At 67.8% G+C, this 19481-nt stretch carries 20 protein-coding genes; 10 read left to right on the top strand and 10 right to left on the bottom strand.

Going from position 1 to position 19481, the window contains the following annotated elements:
* Positions 1-7: 7 nt before the first annotated feature.
* The 6 genes from P7L68_RS21455 (at position 8) to P7L68_RS21430 (ending at position 3889) form a co-directional block, all read left to right on the top strand.
* Positions 8-793 carry an SDR family NAD(P)-dependent oxidoreductase gene (locus P7L68_RS21455; protein ID WP_372001514.1) on the top strand — a complete coding sequence of 262 codons (786 nt, stop codon included), beginning with the start codon at positions 8-10 and terminating at the stop codon, positions 791-793.
* An 81-nt stretch (positions 794-874) separates the two neighbouring features.
* A complete protein-coding gene (locus P7L68_RS21450; RefSeq protein ID WP_372001512.1) occupies positions 875-1327 on the top strand; it encodes a hypothetical protein in 453 nt (150 codons plus the stop codon).
* A complete protein-coding gene (locus P7L68_RS21445) occupies positions 1317-1487 on the top strand; it encodes a hypothetical protein (RefSeq protein WP_372001510.1) in 171 nt (56 codons plus the stop codon). Before P7L68_RS21450 ends, P7L68_RS21445 begins: the two co-directional genes overlap by 11 nt.
* A 13-nt stretch (positions 1488-1500) precedes the next feature.
* Entirely contained in the window at positions 1501-2148 is a 648-nt protein-coding gene (locus P7L68_RS21440) for a trimeric intracellular cation channel family protein (protein WP_372001508.1), read from the top strand.
* A 125-nt stretch (positions 2149-2273) separates the two neighbouring features.
* Positions 2274-3209: an aldo/keto reductase gene (locus P7L68_RS21435; protein ID WP_372006914.1), complete on the top strand. Its 936-nt coding sequence runs from the start codon at positions 2274-2276 to the stop codon at positions 3207-3209.
* Positions 3209-3889, top strand: a complete 681-nt coding sequence (locus tag P7L68_RS21430) for a DUF6064 family protein (protein ID WP_372001507.1) — start codon at positions 3209-3211, stop codon at positions 3887-3889. Before P7L68_RS21435 ends, P7L68_RS21430 begins: the two co-directional genes overlap by 1 nt.
* A 49-nt stretch (positions 3890-3938) precedes the next feature.
* Here the strand turns inward: P7L68_RS21430 and P7L68_RS21425 are convergent, their stop codons facing one another.
* The 5 genes from P7L68_RS21425 to P7L68_RS21405 all read right to left on the bottom strand — a co-directional run bounded on the left by P7L68_RS21425 (position 3939) and on the right by P7L68_RS21405 (position 9406).
* On the bottom strand, positions 3939-4976 hold the full coding sequence (locus P7L68_RS21425) for a methionine synthase (RefSeq protein WP_372001505.1): 1038 nt from the start codon (positions 4974-4976) through the stop codon (positions 3939-3941).
* 46 nt (positions 4977-5022) lie between these two features.
* Positions 5023-6000 carry a DUF1852 domain-containing protein gene (locus tag P7L68_RS21420; RefSeq protein WP_372001503.1) on the bottom strand — a complete coding sequence of 326 codons (978 nt, stop codon included), beginning with the start codon at positions 5998-6000 and terminating at the stop codon, positions 5023-5025.
* A 235-nt stretch (positions 6001-6235) separates the two neighbouring features.
* Complete coding sequence (locus P7L68_RS21415; RefSeq protein ID WP_372001502.1) at positions 6236-7108, bottom strand: LysR family transcriptional regulator; 873 nt, start codon at positions 7106-7108, stop codon at positions 6236-6238.
* A 48-nt stretch (positions 7109-7156) separates the two neighbouring features.
* Positions 7157-8437: a M20/M25/M40 family metallo-hydrolase gene (locus tag P7L68_RS21410; protein WP_372001501.1), complete on the bottom strand. Its 1281-nt coding sequence runs from the start codon at positions 8435-8437 to the stop codon at positions 7157-7159.
* A gap of 33 nt (positions 8438-8470) precedes the next feature.
* The gene (locus P7L68_RS21405) at positions 8471-9406 is read right to left on the bottom strand and encodes a DMT family transporter (protein WP_372001500.1); all 936 of its coding nucleotides are present in this window, start codon (positions 9404-9406) and stop codon (positions 8471-8473) included.
* Between the two features lie 263 nt (positions 9407-9669).
* Between P7L68_RS21405 and P7L68_RS21400 the strand changes: the two genes are divergently transcribed.
* The 4 genes from P7L68_RS21400 (at position 9670) to P7L68_RS21385 (ending at position 15379) form a co-directional block, all read left to right on the top strand.
* Entirely contained in the window at positions 9670-10563 is an 894-nt protein-coding gene (locus tag P7L68_RS21400; protein ID WP_372006912.1) for a cytochrome c, read from the top strand.
* 143 nt (positions 10564-10706) lie between these two features.
* The gene (locus P7L68_RS21395; protein WP_372001498.1) at positions 10707-11633 is read left to right on the top strand and encodes an efflux RND transporter periplasmic adaptor subunit; all 927 of its coding nucleotides are present in this window, start codon (positions 10707-10709) and stop codon (positions 11631-11633) included.
* Entirely contained in the window at positions 11630-13177 is a 1548-nt protein-coding gene (locus P7L68_RS21390; RefSeq protein ID WP_372001497.1) for an efflux RND transporter periplasmic adaptor subunit, read from the top strand. Before P7L68_RS21395 ends, P7L68_RS21390 begins: the two co-directional genes overlap by 4 nt.
* A 3-nt stretch (positions 13178-13180) precedes the next feature.
* Entirely contained in the window at positions 13181-15379 is a 2199-nt protein-coding gene (locus P7L68_RS21385; RefSeq protein WP_372001495.1) for a site-2 protease family protein, read from the top strand.
* A gap of 725 nt (positions 15380-16104) precedes the next feature.
* Here P7L68_RS21385 and P7L68_RS21380 read toward each other — a convergent pair.
* The 5 genes from P7L68_RS21380 to P7L68_RS21360 form a co-directional block, all read right to left on the bottom strand.
* Positions 16105-16743: a phage tail protein gene (locus P7L68_RS21380; RefSeq protein ID WP_372006911.1), complete on the bottom strand. Its 639-nt coding sequence runs from the start codon at positions 16741-16743 to the stop codon at positions 16105-16107.
* Between the two features lie 138 nt (positions 16744-16881).
* Entirely contained in the window at positions 16882-17481 is a 600-nt protein-coding gene (locus P7L68_RS21375; protein ID WP_372001493.1) for a phage tail protein, read from the bottom strand.
* 32 nt (positions 17482-17513) lie between these two features.
* A complete protein-coding gene (locus P7L68_RS21370; RefSeq protein WP_372001492.1) occupies positions 17514-18107 on the bottom strand; it encodes a phage tail protein in 594 nt (197 codons plus the stop codon).
* A 100-nt stretch (positions 18108-18207) separates the two neighbouring features.
* Positions 18208-18801, bottom strand: coding sequence for a phage tail protein (locus P7L68_RS21365; protein ID WP_372001490.1), 594 nt, complete (start codon positions 18799-18801; stop codon positions 18208-18210).
* A 175-nt stretch (positions 18802-18976) separates the two neighbouring features.
* Positions 18977-19300: a hypothetical protein gene (locus tag P7L68_RS21360; RefSeq protein WP_372001488.1), complete on the bottom strand. Its 324-nt coding sequence runs from the start codon at positions 19298-19300 to the stop codon at positions 18977-18979.
* Positions 19301-19481 lie beyond the last annotated feature (181 nt).

The raw sequence follows: 19481 nt of genomic DNA, 5'->3' as shown, positions 1-19481 counted from the left end.
GAGGGTCATGACCGTTGAACGCGATGAGCATGGCTTGCGTGACGGCCGCGTCGCGGTCGTGACCGGGGCGGCAAGCGGTATCGGCCTGGCTGCGGCCCGGGCGCTGGCAGAGGCCGGCGCCATGGTCGTGGCCGCCGATCGCGATGCCGACGGGGCCGCCCGGGTCGCGGCGGAACTGGTGGGGCAGGGGCTGCGCGCAGCCTCTGCCGCCTTCGACGTTTCCGAGCCCGAGGCGGTGGCCGGGGCCATGGCGGCCATCGCCCGCGATCACGGCCTGGTCCGGGTGCTGGTCAACAGCGCCGGGATCGGCGTCGACGTGCCGTTTCTCGACACTGATCCGGCGCTGCTCGACCGGATCATGGGGGTCAATCTGCGCGGTACGATGATGCTGGGCCAGATCGTCGCCCGCGGCCTGATCGCGGCGGGCCGGCCGGGCGCGATCGTCAATATCGGCTCGGTCTCGGGGTTGCGCGGCAATCGCGGCCGGGCCGCCTATGGCGCATCGAAGGGCGCCGTGCATCTGCTGACCCAGGTGATGGCGCTGGAGCTGGCGCCATATGGTATCCGGGTCAACTGCGTCGCCCCCGGTCCCATCGACACCCCCCTGACCCGCGCCGTCCACCGCCCCGAGGTCCGCGCCTCGTGGGAAGAGCGGGTCGCGCTCGGCCGCTATGGCACGCCCGAGGAGATGGCCAGCGTGATCCGCTTTCTGGCCGGCGATGCCGCCGGCTACGTCACCGGCCAGATCGTCGCGGCCGATGGCGGGTTTCAGGCGGTGGGGATCAGGGATTGAGTATGGGGCGTATTATAATCTGTTGAGTTTCTGTGGCGAGGCATCCAGTATCCGGGAAACAGACATGTCCCGAGAGCCATGATGTCCAACCTGAAGCGGACGAAGAAAGAACAGCGGACGATCTTTTTCGTTGGGGTGATCTTCGGCTTGATCCCTGTCCTCGGACACGCGTTGATTGCTGCCCTGGTGGAATTAAATCTTGTGGTGGCAATCGGGGCCCTGCCGTTCCTTGACCAGAACTGGCTGGGGCACCTTTCGCTCGTCGGCATATCAGTGGCGCTCGCCTCTTTTCTGAACTTCATGCGCCAGAAAAAATGGCCCACACATGGGGTGATGCTGTCTTTCGCGGTGCTGGTGCTGTTCACGACGCTGCTGTGGATCTTTTTCAGCGTTCTGGCCGTCTCGGGCGGACAGGTGAGCTTCGCGGTCTGGCGGCTGGGCATGGTCATGATTGTTTTGGTCCTGCTCACGGCATATATCGTGGACATGAGGATCGCTGTCTCGGAAAGCGGGGAGGACCGTCATGCAGCCTGACCTGATCAGCTTCCTGCTTGTCGTCTTGGGGGCGCCGGTCATCTTCTGGATGGCGGAACAGACCCGCCGCAGCCTGGCCGCCAAAGGGGGCGAAGACGGCGTGATCAATGCGCTCAGCTGGCCGTGGCGGCTGATGCTGCGTGTGGCCGGGCGGGCCTGAGCCGGGGCGCGTCGTGGATGACATCCTGACCGCCGGCACGGTGCTGGCGGCACTCGATCTGATCGGCACCTTCGTCTTTGCCCTGTCGGGGGCCGTGGTGGCGGTGCGCCGGCGGCTGGATCTGTTCGGCGTGCTGGTGCTGTCCTTTGCGGCCGCGAGTGCGGGCGGCATTCTGCGCGATCTGCTGATCGGCGCGGTGCCGCCGGCGGCGATCAGCCAGCCGCGCTATGTGCTCACCGCCTGTCTGGCGGGGGTTTTCGCCTTTTATCGTCATGCCCTGATCGAACGCTTCCGCAACCCGGTGCAGGTGAGCGATGCGGCAGGGCTTGCGCTGTTCGCGGTCTCGGGCGCGCAGAAGGCACTGGGGGCCGGGCTGGAGCCGGCCATGGCCGCGCTGCTCGGCATGCTGACGGGCATCGGTGGCGGCATTCTGCGCGACGTGCTGGTCGCCCAGGTCCCGGCGGTGCTGAAGGCCGATCTCTATGCGGTCGCGGCGCTGGCCGGGGCCGGGGTGGTGGTCACGGCCCATGCGCTCGACCTGCCGGCGGCCCCCTCGATGCTGGCGGGTGCGGCGCTCTGTTTCGGATTGCGGGTCATGGCGATCCGCCGTGGCTGGCAGCTGCCGGTGCCCCGCCTGCCCGACCGGGAGGACAGGAGCTGAGGCCGGGATGGCGCAAACGGAATGGCGCAATGGGGTTGCCGCGTCGGGTCTGCGGCACACATCCGTATCAGAACAGACGTATCAGAACCAAGACCGCCTCTCGGAGGTCCGCGGCGATGACGGAGATGTGCCTTACCCGCCGACAGCTCCTGGCCCGCACGGCCGCAGGGCTGGCGGCGCTTGCCTTGTCGCCGGTGGCGGCCGGTGCCGGCGCTCCGGCGGCATCCGACGGGCCGCTCAACCGGGTGATTCCGTCAAGCGGCCTTGCCGTGCCGGCCGTGGGGCTCGGCACCTGGATCACCTTCAATGTCGGCCGCGATCCTGAAGCGATTGCCGGTTGCACGGAGGTGATGCGTGCCTTCTTCGAGGGGGGCGGACGCGTGATCGACAGCTCGCCCATGTATGGCTCGTCGCAGATGGTGGTCGGCCGGGGGCTCGCGGCACTCGATGCCCGCGATCGCGTGTTTTCGGCCGAAAAGGTCTGGACCTCGTCGGGCGGGGACGGGCCGGAGCAGATCGAAGAGACGCGCGCATTCTGGGGCGTGAAGCGTTTCGACCTGATGCAGGTCCATAATCTTCTCGCCTGGCAGGATCATCTGGAGACGCTTCTGGCCATGAAGGCCGAAGGCCGACTCGGCCATGTCGGCATCACCACCTCGGAAGGCCGGCGCCACGGCGATTTCGAGCGGGTGATGGCGACGCAGCCGCTGGACAGTGTCCAGGTCACCTACAACCCGCTCGACCGCGAGGTCGAGGCGCGGATCCTGCCGCTTGCGGCCGATCGCGGCCAGGCGGTGATCGTCAACCGGCCCTTCCGCCAGGGCGCGCTGACCCGCCGGCTGGAGGGGGTGCCGCTGCCCGGCTGGTCGCGTGAGCTGGGCGTGTCGAGTTGGGCGCAGGCCCTGCTCAAATTCATCCTGGCGCATCCGGCGGTGACCTGCGTCATTCCGGCCACGACCCGCGTCGACCATGTCCGCGAGAATCTGGCGGCGGCATCGGGGCCGCTGCCGGACCGCACATTGCGGGAGCGGATCGCCGCGGATGTCGAGGCGGCAGTCTGATGCCCTGGACCGGCTACACCCTGAACGACTTCCTGCTGTTTGCCCCCGAGACCTATCAGCGCCTGTTCATCCGCTATCACGAGGCGATCTGGCCGCTGCAGATCCCGGCCGTCATCGCCATGCTGGTGATCCCCTGGCTGATCCTGCGCCGTGGCGGGGTGGAGCCGCGGATGATGCGCATCGCCCTGCCGATCCTGGCGGTGGTGTGGGTGTGGATCGGCACCGATTTCCTTTATCAGCGCTATGGCGAGATCAACTGGGCGGCGGTCTGGCCGGCCGCCGGCTTCATGCTGCAGGGCGTTCTGCTGCTGGCGACGGCCTTCGCCGAGCCGGAACAGCCCCCGGATGTCCGTGTCCCGCCCGCCGCCCGCGATGCCGGCCTGCTGGTCATGGCCGCGGCCGTGATCCTGCTGCCGCTCGCCGCCCCGCTTTCGGGCCGGCCCTGGCTCTCGGCCGAACTGGTGGGGGTGACCCCGGATGCCACCGCGCTCTTCACCCTGGGCCTGCTGGCCTTGAAACCGCTCCGCCTGCGCCTGCTGCTCCTGCCGGTGCCGCTGCTCTGGTGCCTGCTCTCGACCCTCACCCAGATCGCCATGGACTGGCCCGACGCCTGGATCCTGCCGGCCCTCGCCGCGGCGGCTGTGGCGGCGACGCTGTTGCCGCGGGAGAAGGCCGACTAACCCGGGGAGATCCCGGGGGCAGGAACAGGTCATCCTTGTTCGCATTTACTTAAGCCGGGGAGGCAGAGAGTTCCTGCCGGACAATCTCCGCGCCTGCGCCGAGTGCCCTGAGCTTGCCGCGAGCGACATCGCGGGAGAGCGGGGCCATGCCGCAATTGGTGCAGGGATAAAGCTTGTCCGCATCCACGAACCGAAGCGCCTTTCGCAGGGTCTCGGCCACGTCCTCAGGGGTTTCAATGGTATTGGTCGCCACGTCGATGGCCCCGACCATCACCTTCTTGCCACGGAGGAGCTCGATCAGGTCCATCGGAACATGCGAGTTGTGGCATTCCAGCGAAACCAGGTCGATATTGGAGGCCTGAAGCCTGGGGAAGGTTCGCTCGTACTGGCGCCATTCCGATCCGAGGGTCTTCTTCCAGTCGATATTCGCCTTGATGCCATAGCCGTAGCAGATATGGACGGCCGTCTCGCATGTCAGCCCCTCGATCGCACGTTCGAGGGTGGCGACGCCCCAATCGTTCACTTCATCGAAGAACACGTTGAAGGCGGGTTCGTCGAACTGGATGATATCGACCCCGGCGGCTTCAAGCTCGCGGGCTTCCTGATTGAGGATCGTGGCGAATTCCCAGGCGAGTTTCTCGCGGCTCCGATAGTGGGCGTCGTAGAGCGTGTCGATCATCGTCATCGGCCCCGGCAGCGCCCATTTGATCGGGCTGGCGGTCTGTGCGCGCAGGAACCTGGCATCCTCGACGAAGACCGGCCTGTCGCGGGACACCGCCCCCACGACGGTGGGCACGCTCGCATCGTAGCGGTCGCGGATCTTCACGGTCTCGCGCTTTTCAAAATCGACGCCGGTCAGATGCTCGATGAAGGTGGTGACGAAATGCTGACGCGTCTGTTCACCGTCGGAGACGATATCAATCCCCGCACGCTCCTGCTCGGACAGGGTCGCGCGCAGAGCGTCCTGTTTCCCCTCGATAAGGTCCGCGCCCTGCAGCTTCCAGGGCGACCAGAGCTTTTCGGGCTCGGCCAGCCAGGAGGGTTTGGGGAGACTGCCGGCGGTCGATGTGGGGAGGAGCCTGGTCATTGAGTTAGCCTTGTATGTGTTGGGGCTTGTATGTCTTGGGGGCGGGTCAGGCGGCGAAGCGGGCGGACCATGCGTCCAGAACGGCCCGATGCGGCTTGATGAAGTGGTCTTCGGCGAATCTGCCCTGCTGGGTGGCCAGTCGGCTTCGTTCTTCGCGGTCGTAGACGATCCGGGTCAGCGAATGATCCTGATGCTCAAGGCTGGGCCGATAGACCGCACCGGCGGCGGAATTGGCATTGTAGATCTCGGGTCGGTAGATCCGTTGGAAGGTCTCCATCGTAGAGATAGTGCCGATCAGCTCCAGATCGGTGTAATTATTGAGAAGATCTCCAGAAAAGTAGAATGCCAGCGGTGCCATGCTGCCCCGGGGCATGAAGTAGCGGACCTGAAGTCCCATCTTCCGGAAATATTGCTCGGTCAGGGAGGGGTCGTTCGGCTGGTATTCAAAGCCAAGAACGGGGTGCTGATTCGCTGTCCGCCGATAGATCTTGTCGTGGGAGACGCTCAGGCAGATCACCGGCGGTTTACGGAAATGCGCCCGGTAGGTGTCTGAGATGACGAAGCTCTGGAACAGCTTGCCGTGCAGGTCGCCGAAGTCGTCCGGAATGCCGAAGCCGGCGCGACCCTTGTTGTATTCCGGCAACCGGACGTTGAAGTCGTAGTCCCGCACATAGGAAGAGAAGTTGTTGCCGACGATCCCGTCGATCCGCGCGCCGGTTTTGCGGTCGAGGATCGTCGTCTTCAGCATCTCGATGGCCGGAAAGGCTTTGCCCGAGCCGTCGATATCCAGATCGACCGAGACGATATCCAGCTCAACGCCGTAGCGATCGCCCTCGGGATTGTCCCATTGGGTGAGGGCGTTGAAGCGGTTGTCGATCATCCTCAGCGCGTTGCGCAGGTTCTGCTGCCGGCTCTTCCCGCGCGCAAGGTTCGCGAAATTGGTGGTGAGCCGGGTGCTGTCGGCTGGCATGTAGTCTTCGTCGAACCGAATGCTCTTGATCGTGAAGGTGAAGTCTCTGGTCATCGCGATCTGCTCTCCCGGCTTCAGAGGCCAAGCCCCGACCTGTATTGGCGGGTTGGGCAACATCTGTTGTATGCCCGAGCCAGAACATGAAGAAAAATGATGATATTTCAGAGATCCATGACTCGCTGACATGTCGACGCGATCCGCATCCGGAATCGTCCTGTCCGCGAAACGTGCCCGTCAAACGCATGCGTCCGGGACGAAACGGAAGCCTCCGCCGAGGATGGGGCGCGCGTCAGATCCGCACGCGCCTGGCCAGATGAATGAACCCGTCCAGATAACCGGCCGTCGTGCCGCTGCGTTGGCCCAGATGGATCGACTTCGCGATGCCCTCGCCGAGCTGCACGCCTGTGACGCCGTTGGCCTCGCGCAGAAGCCAGTCGGGTGTCGCGCTGACGGCGCGGCCCGATGCCACCAGCCTGAGCATCAGATCGGTCGTCTCCACCGTGCGATGGCGGCGCGGCAGGGCGTGAGCGGGGATAAGAAAGCGGGTGTAGATGTCCAGCCTCTCGCGCGAGACGGGGTAGGTGATCAGGGTCTCGCCTGCCAGATCTTCGGGATCGACCCGCTGTTTCCGTGCCAGAGGATGTGTCTCGGCCACCGCCAGGACCAGTTCGTAGTCGAAAACGGGGGTGTATTCGAGCCCGGGACGCTCAACGGGATCGGGGGTGACGAGAATGTCGATCTCATGGCCCAGGAGCGCGGCAAGCCCGCCGAACTGGAAGGCCGTGGTCACATCCAGTTCGACATCCGGCCATTCCGCCAGAAACGGGTCCACCACCCGCATCAGCCAGTCCTGGCAGGGGTGGCATTCCATCCCCACACGGATCGCGCCGCGTCGTCCGCGCGCATAGTCTTCGAGCACCGTCGCGCCGTGTTCAAGCTGCGGCAGCACCCGCAGCGCCAGCCCCAGAAGATAGTCTCCCGTCTGTGTGAGGCGAAGTTTGTGCCCCTCGCGCTCCCAGAGCTTGACGCCATGCCGCTCCTCGAACCGCCGGATCGCATGGCTGACCGCCGATTGGGTCAGATTCAAACGGTCGGCGGCAAGGGTCAGGCTGCCTGTCCGGTCGATCTCGCGCAGGATGGTCAGAGGCTGGATATCGATCATGAGACATGACTCCCTGTCACATGGTCGACATTTATAGCAGATCTTCTGTCATGGCCATGCCCGGGCCGGGTTGCTCTCATTCGTTGCCGGGTCCGCCGACAGCAGTTCGACCAGGGCAGCAGCGATGATGCGGGTGGCGCGGCGCAGGTCGTCGAGGTCGATGCGCTCGTCCGCGCGGTGGCCATGGGCGCCGTGCTGGTCGCGGGGGCCGGCGCTATAGGTGACGGTCGGGATGCCGGCCGCGGCGTAGTGGCGGGCATCGGAATAGAGCGGGGAGGTGGCCTCGCCGATCTCTTCCCCCAGCTCCTGAGCGGCGGCGCGGCGGATCGCGGCCGACAGCCGGGCGACCTCGCCCACGGGGGTGAGGGGGCGGGCGAGCAGCAGGCGCGTGCAGTGGGTCTTGAGCGCACCGGCCCCGGCGCCGGTCCGTTCGACCAGGCGGATCAGCTCGGCCTCCACCGCTTCGGGATCTTCATCGGGGGTGATGCGGCGGTCGATCACGAAGCGGGCGCGGTCGGCGACCATGTTGGGGTTGGTGCCGGCGGCAAGGCTGCCGATCACCAGCGGCGGACCGCCGTCGGCGGCGAGCCGGTCGCGCAACTCGTAGACCGCCTGCATGATCCGCAGCGCCGCCTCGATCGCATCTGCGCCGCTCTCGGGCCGGGCGGCATGGGCGGAGCGGCCCTCCACCGTCACCTCCAGATGCAGACAGCCGTTCTGCCGGGTGCCGACGGCATGAGAGGTGCCCGAGCAGATCGCAAAATCGGGCCGGCTTTCCCGCCGCTCCAGGATCAGCATCGGGCCGACTTCGCCGCCGCTTTCCTCGTCCCAGGTGACATGCAGTTCGATCGTACCGCCGGGCCGGAGGCCGGCCTGTTTGATCGCCCGAAGCGCCAGGGCATAGGCGACGATGTCGGATTTGGCGACGGCGGTGCCGCGGCCGTACATCCGCCCGTCACGCACCACCGCGGCATAGGGTTCGACCGACCAGTCATGGCCGGGCGGCGGTACGTCGCCATGGGCCGCCAGGACGATGACGGGGCCGGGGCCGAATTCCTCGCGCACGATCAGATTGGGGGCGGCGGCGATACCGGCCGCCCCGAAGGCGGCTTCGGGCACATGCAGCCGCTCCACCTGGAAACCCAACGTTTCCAGCCAGCCGGCGGTGACCTCGGCGATGGCGGTGCAGTCGCCGGGCGGCGCGTCGGAGGGGGTGCGGACCAGTTCGGAAAGGAAATCGACCGCGGTCTCGTGATTGCGGTCGACGATGTCGGCGAGGCGGGCGGCGTCGGTATCGGTATCTGTGTTGGGGCTGGCGGGCGCGCTCACGGCTGGGGGGCTCCTTAAAGATGGCCTGCCCCTTCAACGCCGGCGGAGCCTGAGCCGTTCCCCGAAAGCGAGATAGAGCCCGGCCGCGACCACGATCGCGGCCCCGGTCAGCGTCCACTGATCGGGCAGATGGCCGAAGATCACGAAGCCGACCGCGGTCGCCCAGATCAGCTGGGTGTAGCTGAAGGGCGAGATCAGTGAGGCGGGAGCCAGGCGGAGCGCCGAAATGAGCGCCAGATGCCCCAGCGCGCCGAACAGGCCGAGCAGTGCCATCATCACCCAGGTGCGGGCATCGACCGGCGCCCAGTAGAACGGCACCGCGATCGAGGTGAGCGTGAAGCCGAACAGGGCGGCATAGAACAGCCCGACCAGCGGCCCGTCATAGGGCGAGATCTGGCGGGTGATGATCTGATAGACCGCGAAGCTGAGCGCCATGGCGAAGGCGTAAACGATGCCGGGGTCGAGATTGCCCGGATCCGGGCGCACGGCGATGAGCGCGCCGCCGAGACCGAGCAGCACCGCCGCCCAGCGCTTCGGGCCGATCGCTTCGCCCAGGAGCGGCCCCGACATCAGGGTGACCATCAGCGGTGCCGTGAAATTCACCGCATAGAGCTGGGTGAGCGGCAGGCGGTGCACCGCCAGATAGGCGAAGACGGTGGACGAGATCAGCAGGGCCGAGCGGGCGAGCTGACGGCCGGGCACGCGGGTGGAGATCATCCGCCTGAGCCCGAAGACCGGGATCAGCGGCAGCATCCACAGCAGATGGAAGCCATAGCGTGCCCAGACCAGCTGCGGCACCGGCTGGGTTTCCGAGAGCAGCTTGGCGATGGTGTCCATGGCCACGAACTGGCCCACCGCCACGATCATCAGGCCGATGCCCTTCAGGCGGTCGAGCGACGGGTTGGAGGCCGCGAGCGACTGCGTTCCGACCGGCTCCGGGCCGGCGGGCGGGGTGGGGGTCGTGGTCATTGTCGGAACCGATCTGGCGCAGGGTCCGCAGTGCGGAGAAAGATGGTCCGCCAAGCTTGCCGGGGATCGGCGGCCAGGTACAGCGCTTCGTCCGCAAGGGTCCATGATCCGGCACCGGACCGGCATCCACCGGTGTTTACGCAGGATCTTCAATCCACGCGCCGACGATGCCGGACTGGTGCATACTGCATCCCAACCGGTCGCAAGGGATGACGACGGCCGGAAATGGGATGTGATGGGTGGGGGATGTGATGGGTGATGTGATGGCACATGTGACGAGACGCGTGCGGGCGGGTGTCGCGGCGATGGCGCTGGCGCTGGCTCTGGTGACCCTGCCGCCGGTGGCGGCCAGGCTGAGTGCCGCCGATGTGCCGGCGGTGAGCTTCACGATCGAGGGGCGCGCGTTTTCGCTGGATCGTGAGGCCCTGCTGAAGCGGCCGGATCTGGCCGTGATCGATGTGCCGGACGATGTCTCCTATCACCGGCCGATGCGCTACAAGGCGGTGCCGCTGGCGCCGATCCTGGCGGATCACGGTCTGGCGCCCGATGATCATCTGGAGGTGGCGGCGCTGGACGGTTTCGTGGCCCAGCTGCCGGCGGCGCTGGTGCTGGAGACCCGACCCGACCGCGCCCGGGCCTGGCTGGCGCTGGCCCCGGCCGAGGGCGCCACGGCTGATGGCGATTGGCCGACGCTTCCCGACAAGGATGCCGATCCGGGGCCGTTCTATGTGGTGTGGACCAATGCCGCGGCAAGCGGGGTGACCCAGGAACAATGGCCCTATCAGGTGGCGAGCTTCACCGCCACCGTGCCGCTGCTGGACCGGTTCCCGGCGATGCAGGTAGCGGCCACGCTGCCGGCCGATGCGCCCGAACGGAAGGGCGAGCAGGTCTTCGCGGTGCAGTGTGCGGCCTGCCACAAGATGAACGGCGCCGGGCCGGCTGAACTCGGGCCCGATCTGAACCTGCCGATGAACCCGACCGAATACTTCCAGCCGGCGGCGCTGAAACAGCTGATCCGCAACACGAAATCGGTGCGCAGCTGGCCCGGATCGGTGATGCCGGCCTTCTCTCCCGACGAGTTGAGCGATGCCGACATCGACCATATCGTCGCCTATCTGACCCATATGGCCGGCCGCAGGGCCGCGGCCGCGAAGTGACCATCAGGGCCGCGGGCTTGGCGTGCCTGTGCCAACAGGCGTAGGCTGGCCCGGCGCGCCGCGCGACAGACAGGGCGCGGGAATAACAGTCAGGGGCGGTTGAGCGAATGCAGCTTCGGAACGCGATGCGGACCCGTCGGGTGATGGCCGGATCCGCGGTGGCGGCGGTTCTGGTGACGATGGCAACCGTTGCGGCGGCACAGACCGGGCTGCCGCCCCTGTCCTCTGGTGGGGGCACCTCTGGTGGGGGGGAGAGCACGGCCGCCCCCCGCCAGCTGCCGCCGATCCTGTCGGCCGCACCCGTGCCGGGGCCGGTGAAGACCGGGCCGGATGCCGCGTCGACCGAAGCCGCGCGGGGTGTGCTGGAGCCGGCGGCAGAGGCGGTGATTTCGGCCGAGATCGCCGGACGGATCGTCGATCTGCCGGTGACCGAGGGCGCGGATTTTGCCAAAGGCGCCCTGCTGGCGCGGTTCGACTGCACGCTCTACGAGGCCCAGCTGGCCCAGGCTCGCGCCCAGGCGGCGGGGGCGAAGGCGGCGCTGGACAATGCCCGCAGCCTGGCGAAGCTTCAGTCGATCGGCGTGCTGGACGTGCAGCTGGCCGAGGCGAAGCTGGCCGAGGCCTCGGCCGCCATCCGGCTGAGTTCGGCCACGGTGGAACGCTGCCGGATCGAGGCGCCCTATGCCGGCCGGGTGGTGCGCCGCCTGGCACAGCCGGCCGAAGGCGTCGCCGCCGGCGACGATCTGCTGGCGATCGTCTCCGACGGGCTGCCGCGCATCCGGCTGATCGTGCCCTCCACCTGGCTGGCCTGGCTTATGCCCGACATGCCGTTCGATTTTGCGGTCGACGAGACCGGCGGCACCGTCAAGGCGCGGGTCACCGCGATCGGCGCCCGGGTCGATCAGGTGTCGCAGACCGTGCCGGTGCTGGCGGCGATCCAGGGCCGGCCCACCGATCTGCTGCCGGGCATGAGCGGGACCGCCCGTTTCGACCCTGCCGCACGGCCTGCCGATCCTGCCGCCGGCGAACCCGTGCCGCAGGCCAAACCGCAAGGGTCCAAACCGCAATGAACGCCGATCCCCGGCCGCAGCCGCCCAAGATCGATCTGCAGAAGCTGGCAGCCGCGGCGGCGAAGCCGGCAGCGCCCACGACCGGGGCCGGCGCAGCCGGGCCGGCGGCGGATCCGGCGCGCGGCCGGTCGGCGATCCTGTTCTCGATCATGCTGTCGCTGGAACGCGCCGCCCGGCGCGCACCGGATGTGCAGAGCCTGCGCTATGTGATCGTCAACGAGACCCGCCGCCTGCTGCCCTATCGCCAGGCGGCACTGGCCGAGGGGGCGAACCGCCCGAAGCCCGTCGCCCTGTCGGATGTGCCGGGGGTGGAGCGCACGGCACCCTATGTCACCTGGCTGGAACGGGTGCTGGGCCATCTGGCCGCCGCCCATCGCGACCAGGTGAAGGCGCTGAAGGCGGCGCCGGCACCGGCGCCTGCGGCACAGATGCCGGCCGGCGCCGCACCGGCCCCGGCGCCCGAGGCCGAGCTGCTGAAGCCGCGGCTGGTGACGCCCGCCGATCTGCCGCCGGAACTGGCCGAAGCCTGGCCCGAGCTGGCGGCCCCCCATGCGCTGCTCTGCCCGCTTCCCGATCGCGAGGGCCAGGTGCGCGGCTGGCTGTGGCTGGCCCGCGACACCGTTTTTGCACCCGCTGATCAGGTGCTGGCCGCCCAGCTGGCCGATGCCTATGCCCATGCCTGGCTGGCGCTGGCCGGCCGCGGTGCCGGCCGGCGGCGGCTGCCGCGGCCGCGCTGGCTGGTGCTGGGGCTGATGGCGGCCGCGGTTGCCGCCGGTTTCATTCCCGTACCGCAAAGCGTACTGGCCCCGGCCGAGGTATCGGCCAGCACCCCGGCAACCGTCGCCTCGCCGCTGGATGGGGTGGTGCAGGCGATCGCGGTGCAGCCCAATCAGCGGGTCGAGGCCGGCGAGCTGCTGCTGACGCTGGACCCGACCAATCTTCAGGCCGAGGTGGCGGTGGCCCGGCGCACGCTGGAAATCGCCGAGGCCGAACTGCGCCGCGCGCGCCAGGGCGCCTTCGACGACCGTGATGCCGGCGCCCAGATCGCCCTGCTGGAAGCCCGCGCCCGGCTGCGCCAGGCGGAGCTGGACTATGCCGAACAGCGCCTGGCCCGGGTGGAGGTGCGCGCCGAACGCCCGGGCATCGTGCTGTTCACCCGCGCCGACGACTGGATCGGCCGGCCGGTGCAGACCGGCCAGCGGATCATGACCATCGCCGACCCGGCCCGGGCCGAGATCCGCGTGGAACTGCCGGTGGGCGAGGCGATCCGGCTGGAGCCGGGCGCGCCGGTGCAGCTGTTTCTGGATGCCCGGCCGCTGGAGCCGGTGGCCGGGCGCATGACCAGCCTGAGCTATACCGCAGAACAGACCCCGGGCGGCATTCTGGCCTATGAGCTGAAGGCCCGGCTGGACCAGCCGGCGGGCGAGGCCCTGCCCAGGGTGGGCCTGCGCGGCACCGCCAAGGTCTATGGCGCGGATGTGCCGCTCGCCTTCTATCTGTTCCGCAGGCCGCTGGCGGCGCTGCGCCAGCATACCGGGTTCTAGGTCATGGTCACATCCGTGCAGGGCAGCGCGCCGGGGGGGCCGACCATCTCGTTCGGGGGCGGCGCGGGCGGCCAGCAGCAGGCCAAGCCGGTGCCGCGGCTGCGCGAGGATCTGAAACTGCTGCCGGGCCCCACCGATCTGGACGGTGGCCCCAGCTGGACGATTCTGGATCCGGCGCGCGGGCGCTATTACAGCCTGTCGCCCCAGGCGGTGGCGCTGCTGGGCGCCTGGGATCAGGGGATGCCCGACAAGGTTCTGGCCCGGGCCATGGCCGCCTCTCGCCTGCCGCTGGAGCTGGCGGATGTCGACGAACTGGCCCGTTTCCTGATCGCCAACAATCTGGTGGCGGGCGACGAGCCGGGGATGACCGGCAGCTATGCCCGCCAGCGCAAGGCGGCAAAGCGCAGCGCCTTTTCCTGGCTGCTGCACAATTATCTGTTCGTGCGCGTGCCGCTGGTCCGCCCCGATATGTGGCTGGACGGGCTGACGCCGCTGGGCCGGATGATGTTTTCCAGGGGGGCGGGGCTCACCCTGCTCGCCCTGGTCGGCGTGGCGCTCTATCTGGTCGGGCGGCAATGGGATGTGTTCCTGCACACCTTCACCAGCTTCCTGACGCTTGAAGGGGCGGTGTGGTTCGGCCTGGCGATGGTCGTGGCCAAGGTGCTGCACGAGATGGGCCATGCCCTGGCCGCCAAACGCTTCGGCTGCCGGGTGCATTCCATGGGCGTCGCCCTGCTGGTGATGATGCCGGTGCTCTATACCGATGTGAGCGACGCCTGGCGGCTGCCGGAACGCCACCGGCGGCTGATCATCGGCGCCGCCGGCATGGCGGTGGAGCTGGGCATCGCCGCGATCGCCACCATTCTGTGGACGCTGATGCCCGACGGGCCGGCGCGCTCTGCCGTGTTCTTCCTGGCGGCGGTGTCGTGGTTCATGACCCTGCTGGTCAATCTGAACCCGCTGATGCGCTTCGACGGCTATTACCTGCTGTCGGATCTGATCGGCGTGCGCAACCTGCAGGGCCGCGGCTTTGCGCTGGCCCGCTGGCATCTGCGCGAAACCCTGTTCGGCCTGGGGCGCGAGCCGCCGGAAGTGCTGCCGCCGCGCACCCGGCGGGCGGTGCTGATTTATGCCTATGGTGCCTGGATCTGGCGGTTCTTCCTGTTCCTGGGCATCGCCGTGCTGGTCTATCACGCCTTCTTCAAGGTGCTGGGCATCCTGCTGGCGGCGGTGGAGGTGTGCTGGTTCCTGGCGATGCCGGCGCTGCGTGAAATCGGCGAATGGTGGAAGGCGAGGGACGAGATGCGGATGAATCGGGCCATGGCCCGCAGCCTGGCGGTGCTGGCGCTGCTGATCGGGCTCGCCTTCGTGCCCTGGCAGGGCGATATCGGCCTGCCGGCGATGCTGGAGGCATCGGCCAGCCCGCGGCTGCATCCGCCGGCGCCGGCGCGGGTGGTGGAGGTGCCCGTGGCGGCGGGGGCGCGCGTGACCGCCGGCCAGCCGGTGGTGGTGCTCGACAACCCCGATCTGGACCGGAAGATCGAGATGATCCGCCTGGAGCTGGACGTGACCCAGAGACTGATCCAGCGCCAGGCCGCCAGCGCCGCCACCGCCGCCGAGGTGGGCGTGCTGGAAGGGCGGCTGGCCGCCCGGCTGGCGGAGCTGGACGGGCTGGTGGCAGAGCGCGCCCGGCTGGTGGTGCGCGCGCCGCAGGACGGCATCTTCCGCGACCCGCCGGCCGATCTGATGCCGGGATTGTGGGTATCCCCCGCCCGGGTGCTGGGGCTGGTGGTGGCGGCAGAGGGCGGGCGGATCGAGGCCTATGTCCGGGGCGAGGATCTGCCGCGGCTGCATGTCGGCGCCCGCGGCCGCTTCGTGACCGACGACCCCGCGCGCGACCCGCTGCCGGTGGTGGTGACGGCCGTGTCCGAGACGGCGGTCGATGCCCTGGATCAGCCAGCCCTGGCCAGCCAGAATGGCGGGCCGATCGCAACCGAGCTGGACCACGAGCGCCGCCCCGTGCCGCGCGGCGCGGTCTATCGGGTGTGGCTGGAACCCGATGCCGGCGATGCAGCCGCAGCGCCCGCCGGCCAGACCCTGGCCCTGCGGGGCATGGTGCGGATCGACGCACCGGCGGAAAGCTTCGCCGCCAGCCTGTGGCGCCGGGTGATCGCCGTCGCCATCCGCGAAAGCGGCTTCTGATCCGCACATCTGGCGGGCGACGAAAAAAGCGCGGCAGGACACCTGTCCGCCGCGCTCAAGTCGGTGTCGCATCTACACCACACAAGTTCGGGTAAACCTGTACGGCGGGGCCGGGCGGCATCGCGTCATGCCATCCGTCCCATACACCCCCCCGCGCCATCGCACGACCGGGCTGCGACCCCGACTATAGGGTGCCTGCCCGAAGATGTCCATCGCGTTTCGATGGTGTGGGGTTCGCTGTTCGCGCCCAGGGTGGGAGGGTGTAACCGCCGCGGGAGGATCAGCGCCGCCATCCGCTGCGGGGCCAGGGCCATATTGCGGCGCAACCAGAGCGCCGGGCCGGGCTGATGCCGCCGATACCGGAATGCAGCACCCGGGCGGGGGACCCGCCCCAGGTGGCGTTAACCATGTTGTCGTGGGAATATGTTTCTGAAATGTTCTTGTTATGTGCAGGTTTATTACAACCTGAGCGAGAAGTTTTAGCGAAAAATCGGAACAAAATTCAAACAAGCAGAGAATATCTTCACTGATGTCCACGGCGGGATTGTGGTGGGCAATCACAGTGCGATGATATGTCACTCAGGATCTGGTCGCGTTCGGCATGGCTGTTTACCTTTTGGAAATACTGCATTGCAGCATGGCTTGCAGACATGTTTCTTGTTCCTGTGAATTGTGTATCTTCATGTGAGGTGTGGCACACGGGATATCCGGCGCTTTAAGGAAATTTAAATAAAATGTTCAGCGCTTGCCCCTCTCTCCGATGCCGTTTGCCGCGGAATTTCATCGGAAACGTGTATGATTCTGTGCCTGTACGCGCCTTGTTCCGATGGTTTTGCGGCGCAAGACGAAACCGTTATGTTCTCGTCGGGCAGAGCAGGGCAGGCGGGCGCGCGACCAGGAATCGCGCGCCCGCGGGGGCCGGGGGTGACGGTCGGGCAGCGGGTCAGAGGGTGGCGCGGATGATCGCGGTGGCCGCCAGCCAGGGCGCGCCCAGCGGCACCGGCACCCCGCCGCCGGCCGGGCACAACCGCCAGCCCGCCCTCGATCGCCGGGGCCAGGAAACGGCCATCGGCGCGGCTGGCATCGGCATAGGCCTGGACCGTGGTCGAGACGTCTCCACCACCATCGTCGAAAATCGTGTGGCCATTGCCGGGGATCAGGCCGGCGGCGGGGGTGGTGAACGTCGCCTGCGCGCCGGCGGCCGGCAGCTGGTCGGCGGTCAGCACCAGGGTCTCGGCGCCGCCGCTGTCGGCGGGGGTGAAGGCCGCCGTGTCCGGCCCCTGGCCGGCGCCGACCCAGCGTCGGCCGCGAAGATCCGGCAGGCGGAAGCCGGTGATGCCGTCACCGCCATAGGTTGTGTCGATCGCCGCGAACAGATCGGGATGATCGGTGATGGCCAGAATCTATACGGCCACATGCGGCCACGGATCGACCCGAATAAAAGGGGCACGCGGATCGTCGCCGCGTGCCCCCTGATGCGTCGTTGACGGTGTGGCGCCCGATCAGCCCTGCGGCGGATAAATGCCGTAGAGCGGGGTGATGTATTGCAGCACCGCGTAAGGCTGCATGATCTGGACCGGGACGTTCATGCCCGACGAGCCGACGGCGACCTGGCCGTTCATCTGCACCGGCAGGGTCGCTTCCGGGTTCTGCACGGCGACGAACAGATTGGCGGGCCGGGTGGGGGAGCCGGGCGCATTGGTCTGCACGAAATTGCCATTGCCCAGGACGACGTCATTGGCCGGCTCGGACTCGGTCGCGTCGGTGGTGGCGATCGGAATCGTGGCCTGCAGTTCTGCCGTAACGGTATGGGTGTGATGGGCCAGATTGTTGCCGGTCAGCGTGATGGTCTCGGTGCCACCGGTCTGGCCCAGGGCATAGTTCGACAGGCCGGGCCCCTGGCCCGCGCCCAGGGGCGTGCGGCCGATCAGGTTGGGCAGGGCAAAGGTGGTCTGGCCATCACCGCCGAAGGTCGTACCGATCAGGCTGAACAGGGCGTCGTTCTGCGCGATCGACAGCAACTGGCCGTTGCAGAAGGTATAGCCGCGCGGTGCAAAGCTCGGCGCCCAGAGGAACACGGCCCCCAGATAAACTCCGTCCATCGGTTCTCTCCTGTTTTCGCGTCGGGGGCCGGTCAGCTGCGCGGCGGGAAAATGCCGTACATGGCGATGATGATGTTCAGGCCCAGATAGGGCTGGGTGATCGGGGTCTGGGCGTTGTGGCCGGTCACCCCGAAGGTGACCGTGCCGCCGGACGCCCCCACCGCCGAGGTAACATCGGCCGGGCCGGCTGCATAGGCGTTGACCGGGACGGACACCTCAATGCCGCCGTTGTCGAAAGTCGTGTGCGCCATGCCGAAGGCGAGCCCCGTGGCCGGCCCGTTGGTATCGGCCTGGGTGGCGGTGGCCGGCAGGGTGCCGGTGACCGGGCTGACCGCATGGGTATGGGCCGGCATATTGGTCATCAGCAGGGTGGTCTGGTCGGTGCCGGCGACTTCGCCTTCGACATATTGGGTGCCGGTGGTCGAGCGGCCGGCGGCCAGGCCGGCGCGGCCGCGCAGATCGGGCAGGGCGAAGGTCTGGATGCCGTTACCGCCATAGGTGGTGCCGATCAGCGAAAACAGTGCGGTGTTCTGGCTGATTGCCATCAGCTGATTGGCGCAATAGGCCCAGTTGCGGGGGGCGAAATTCGGCGCCCAATGCATGCAGAGTCCGATATAGGGGTTCATCTTTCCGAAACCTTATGGATGGTGGAGACCATGTGGATGGCGACCGGGCCCGTGGATGGCGACCGGAGCAGTGCCGGCCCGGCTGCGCAGCGGAAACCGGTCAGCTGCGCGGCGGATAGATGCCCTGCATCGCAAAGATGAAGTTGAGCGCCGTATAGGGCTGCATGATCGAAAAGGGCTGGGAGTTGCCGGTGGGGGTCGCGGTCAGATCCCCCGGCATGGTGACCGGCAGCACGGCACTGGCCTGAGCGGTGGTGAAATTCGACACCGGAAAGGTCTGGGCGGCCGGGCCGCTGCCGATGCGGACCGATCCGGTGGCGAGCACGCCGGTGGTCGGATCGGGCGCCGTGGCCGGGGCGGTCGACAGCGGCAGGGCCGGGCGCAGCTCGGGCAGGGCGAAATGGGTATGGGCCGGCAGGGTCTGATCGGTCATGGTCTGGGTTTCGCTGCCGGCCGCCTGGCCCAGATAGACCGGTGACAGGCCCGGGCCGTTGCCGGTACCGACGGGTATGCGGCTGCGCAGGTCGGGCAGGGCGAAGGTGGTGCTGCCGTTGCCGCCATAGGTGGTGCCGATCAGCGCGAACACCGCCTGATTCTGGGCGATCGAGAGGATCTGGCCCTGGCAGAAGGCCCAGCCCTTGGGTGCGAAATCCGGCATCCAGGTCACGATGCTGGCGATGAAGGGTGAATCCATATCCGGTCTCCGTCCTCGTCCTGTTCCGTCTTGTGGTCGACATGGCTGTCGTCGCGACGTGGCGATGCGGTCGCCCGGCCGGGCCGCAGCCGGTGGTTTCGGCAGGCGTTGGTGTCAGTGGGCGTTGGTGTCAGTGGGTCTTGGTATCAGTGGGCCTTGGCATCAGTGGGGGGCGTCAATTGAAGATCGCTTCGTAGTGATTGCCCGGCATCGGCCGCCCGGTCGACGGATCGACCGGCGCGATCACCGGGCAGATGAACATCATCTTCAGCAGCCCCAGCCGGGGATGGGCGATGTCGTAGCTGTTGGCCGGCAGATAGATCTGGGGGGGGCCGCGGAAGATCAGGCTGAAGCCCAGGCGGCGCTGGCCGGTCAACATGGCCTGGATACCGGGCCGGGCAGAGACCAGGGTCAGCGGCAGATTGCCCTGGGGCAGGCGCACATGGAATTCGGTGCCGACATGCGGCGCGAAGGTTTCAAAGGTGAAGTTCTCGAACATCCCACATCCCGATGGTTGACCGGCGGCAGACCCGGCGGGATGCAGCCCCGCACCAGCCTGGCCACACCAGCCTGGATTGCATGCATCTGCGGCGCATTCCCGCCGTTTCGCTTGGCGGTTGCCGTGCGTGATTAATGTCGCACGGTTTGCGACAGGAGTCTTGCCCGTCATGTGAGGACGA

The organism is Tistrella mobilis, assembly GCF_041468085.1.
GTDB lineage: Bacteria > Pseudomonadota > Alphaproteobacteria > Tistrellales > Tistrellaceae > Tistrella > Tistrella mobilis_A.
The sequence above is the reverse complement of the archived record's forward strand: the minus strand, read 5'-3'. Positions and strand labels throughout refer to the sequence as shown.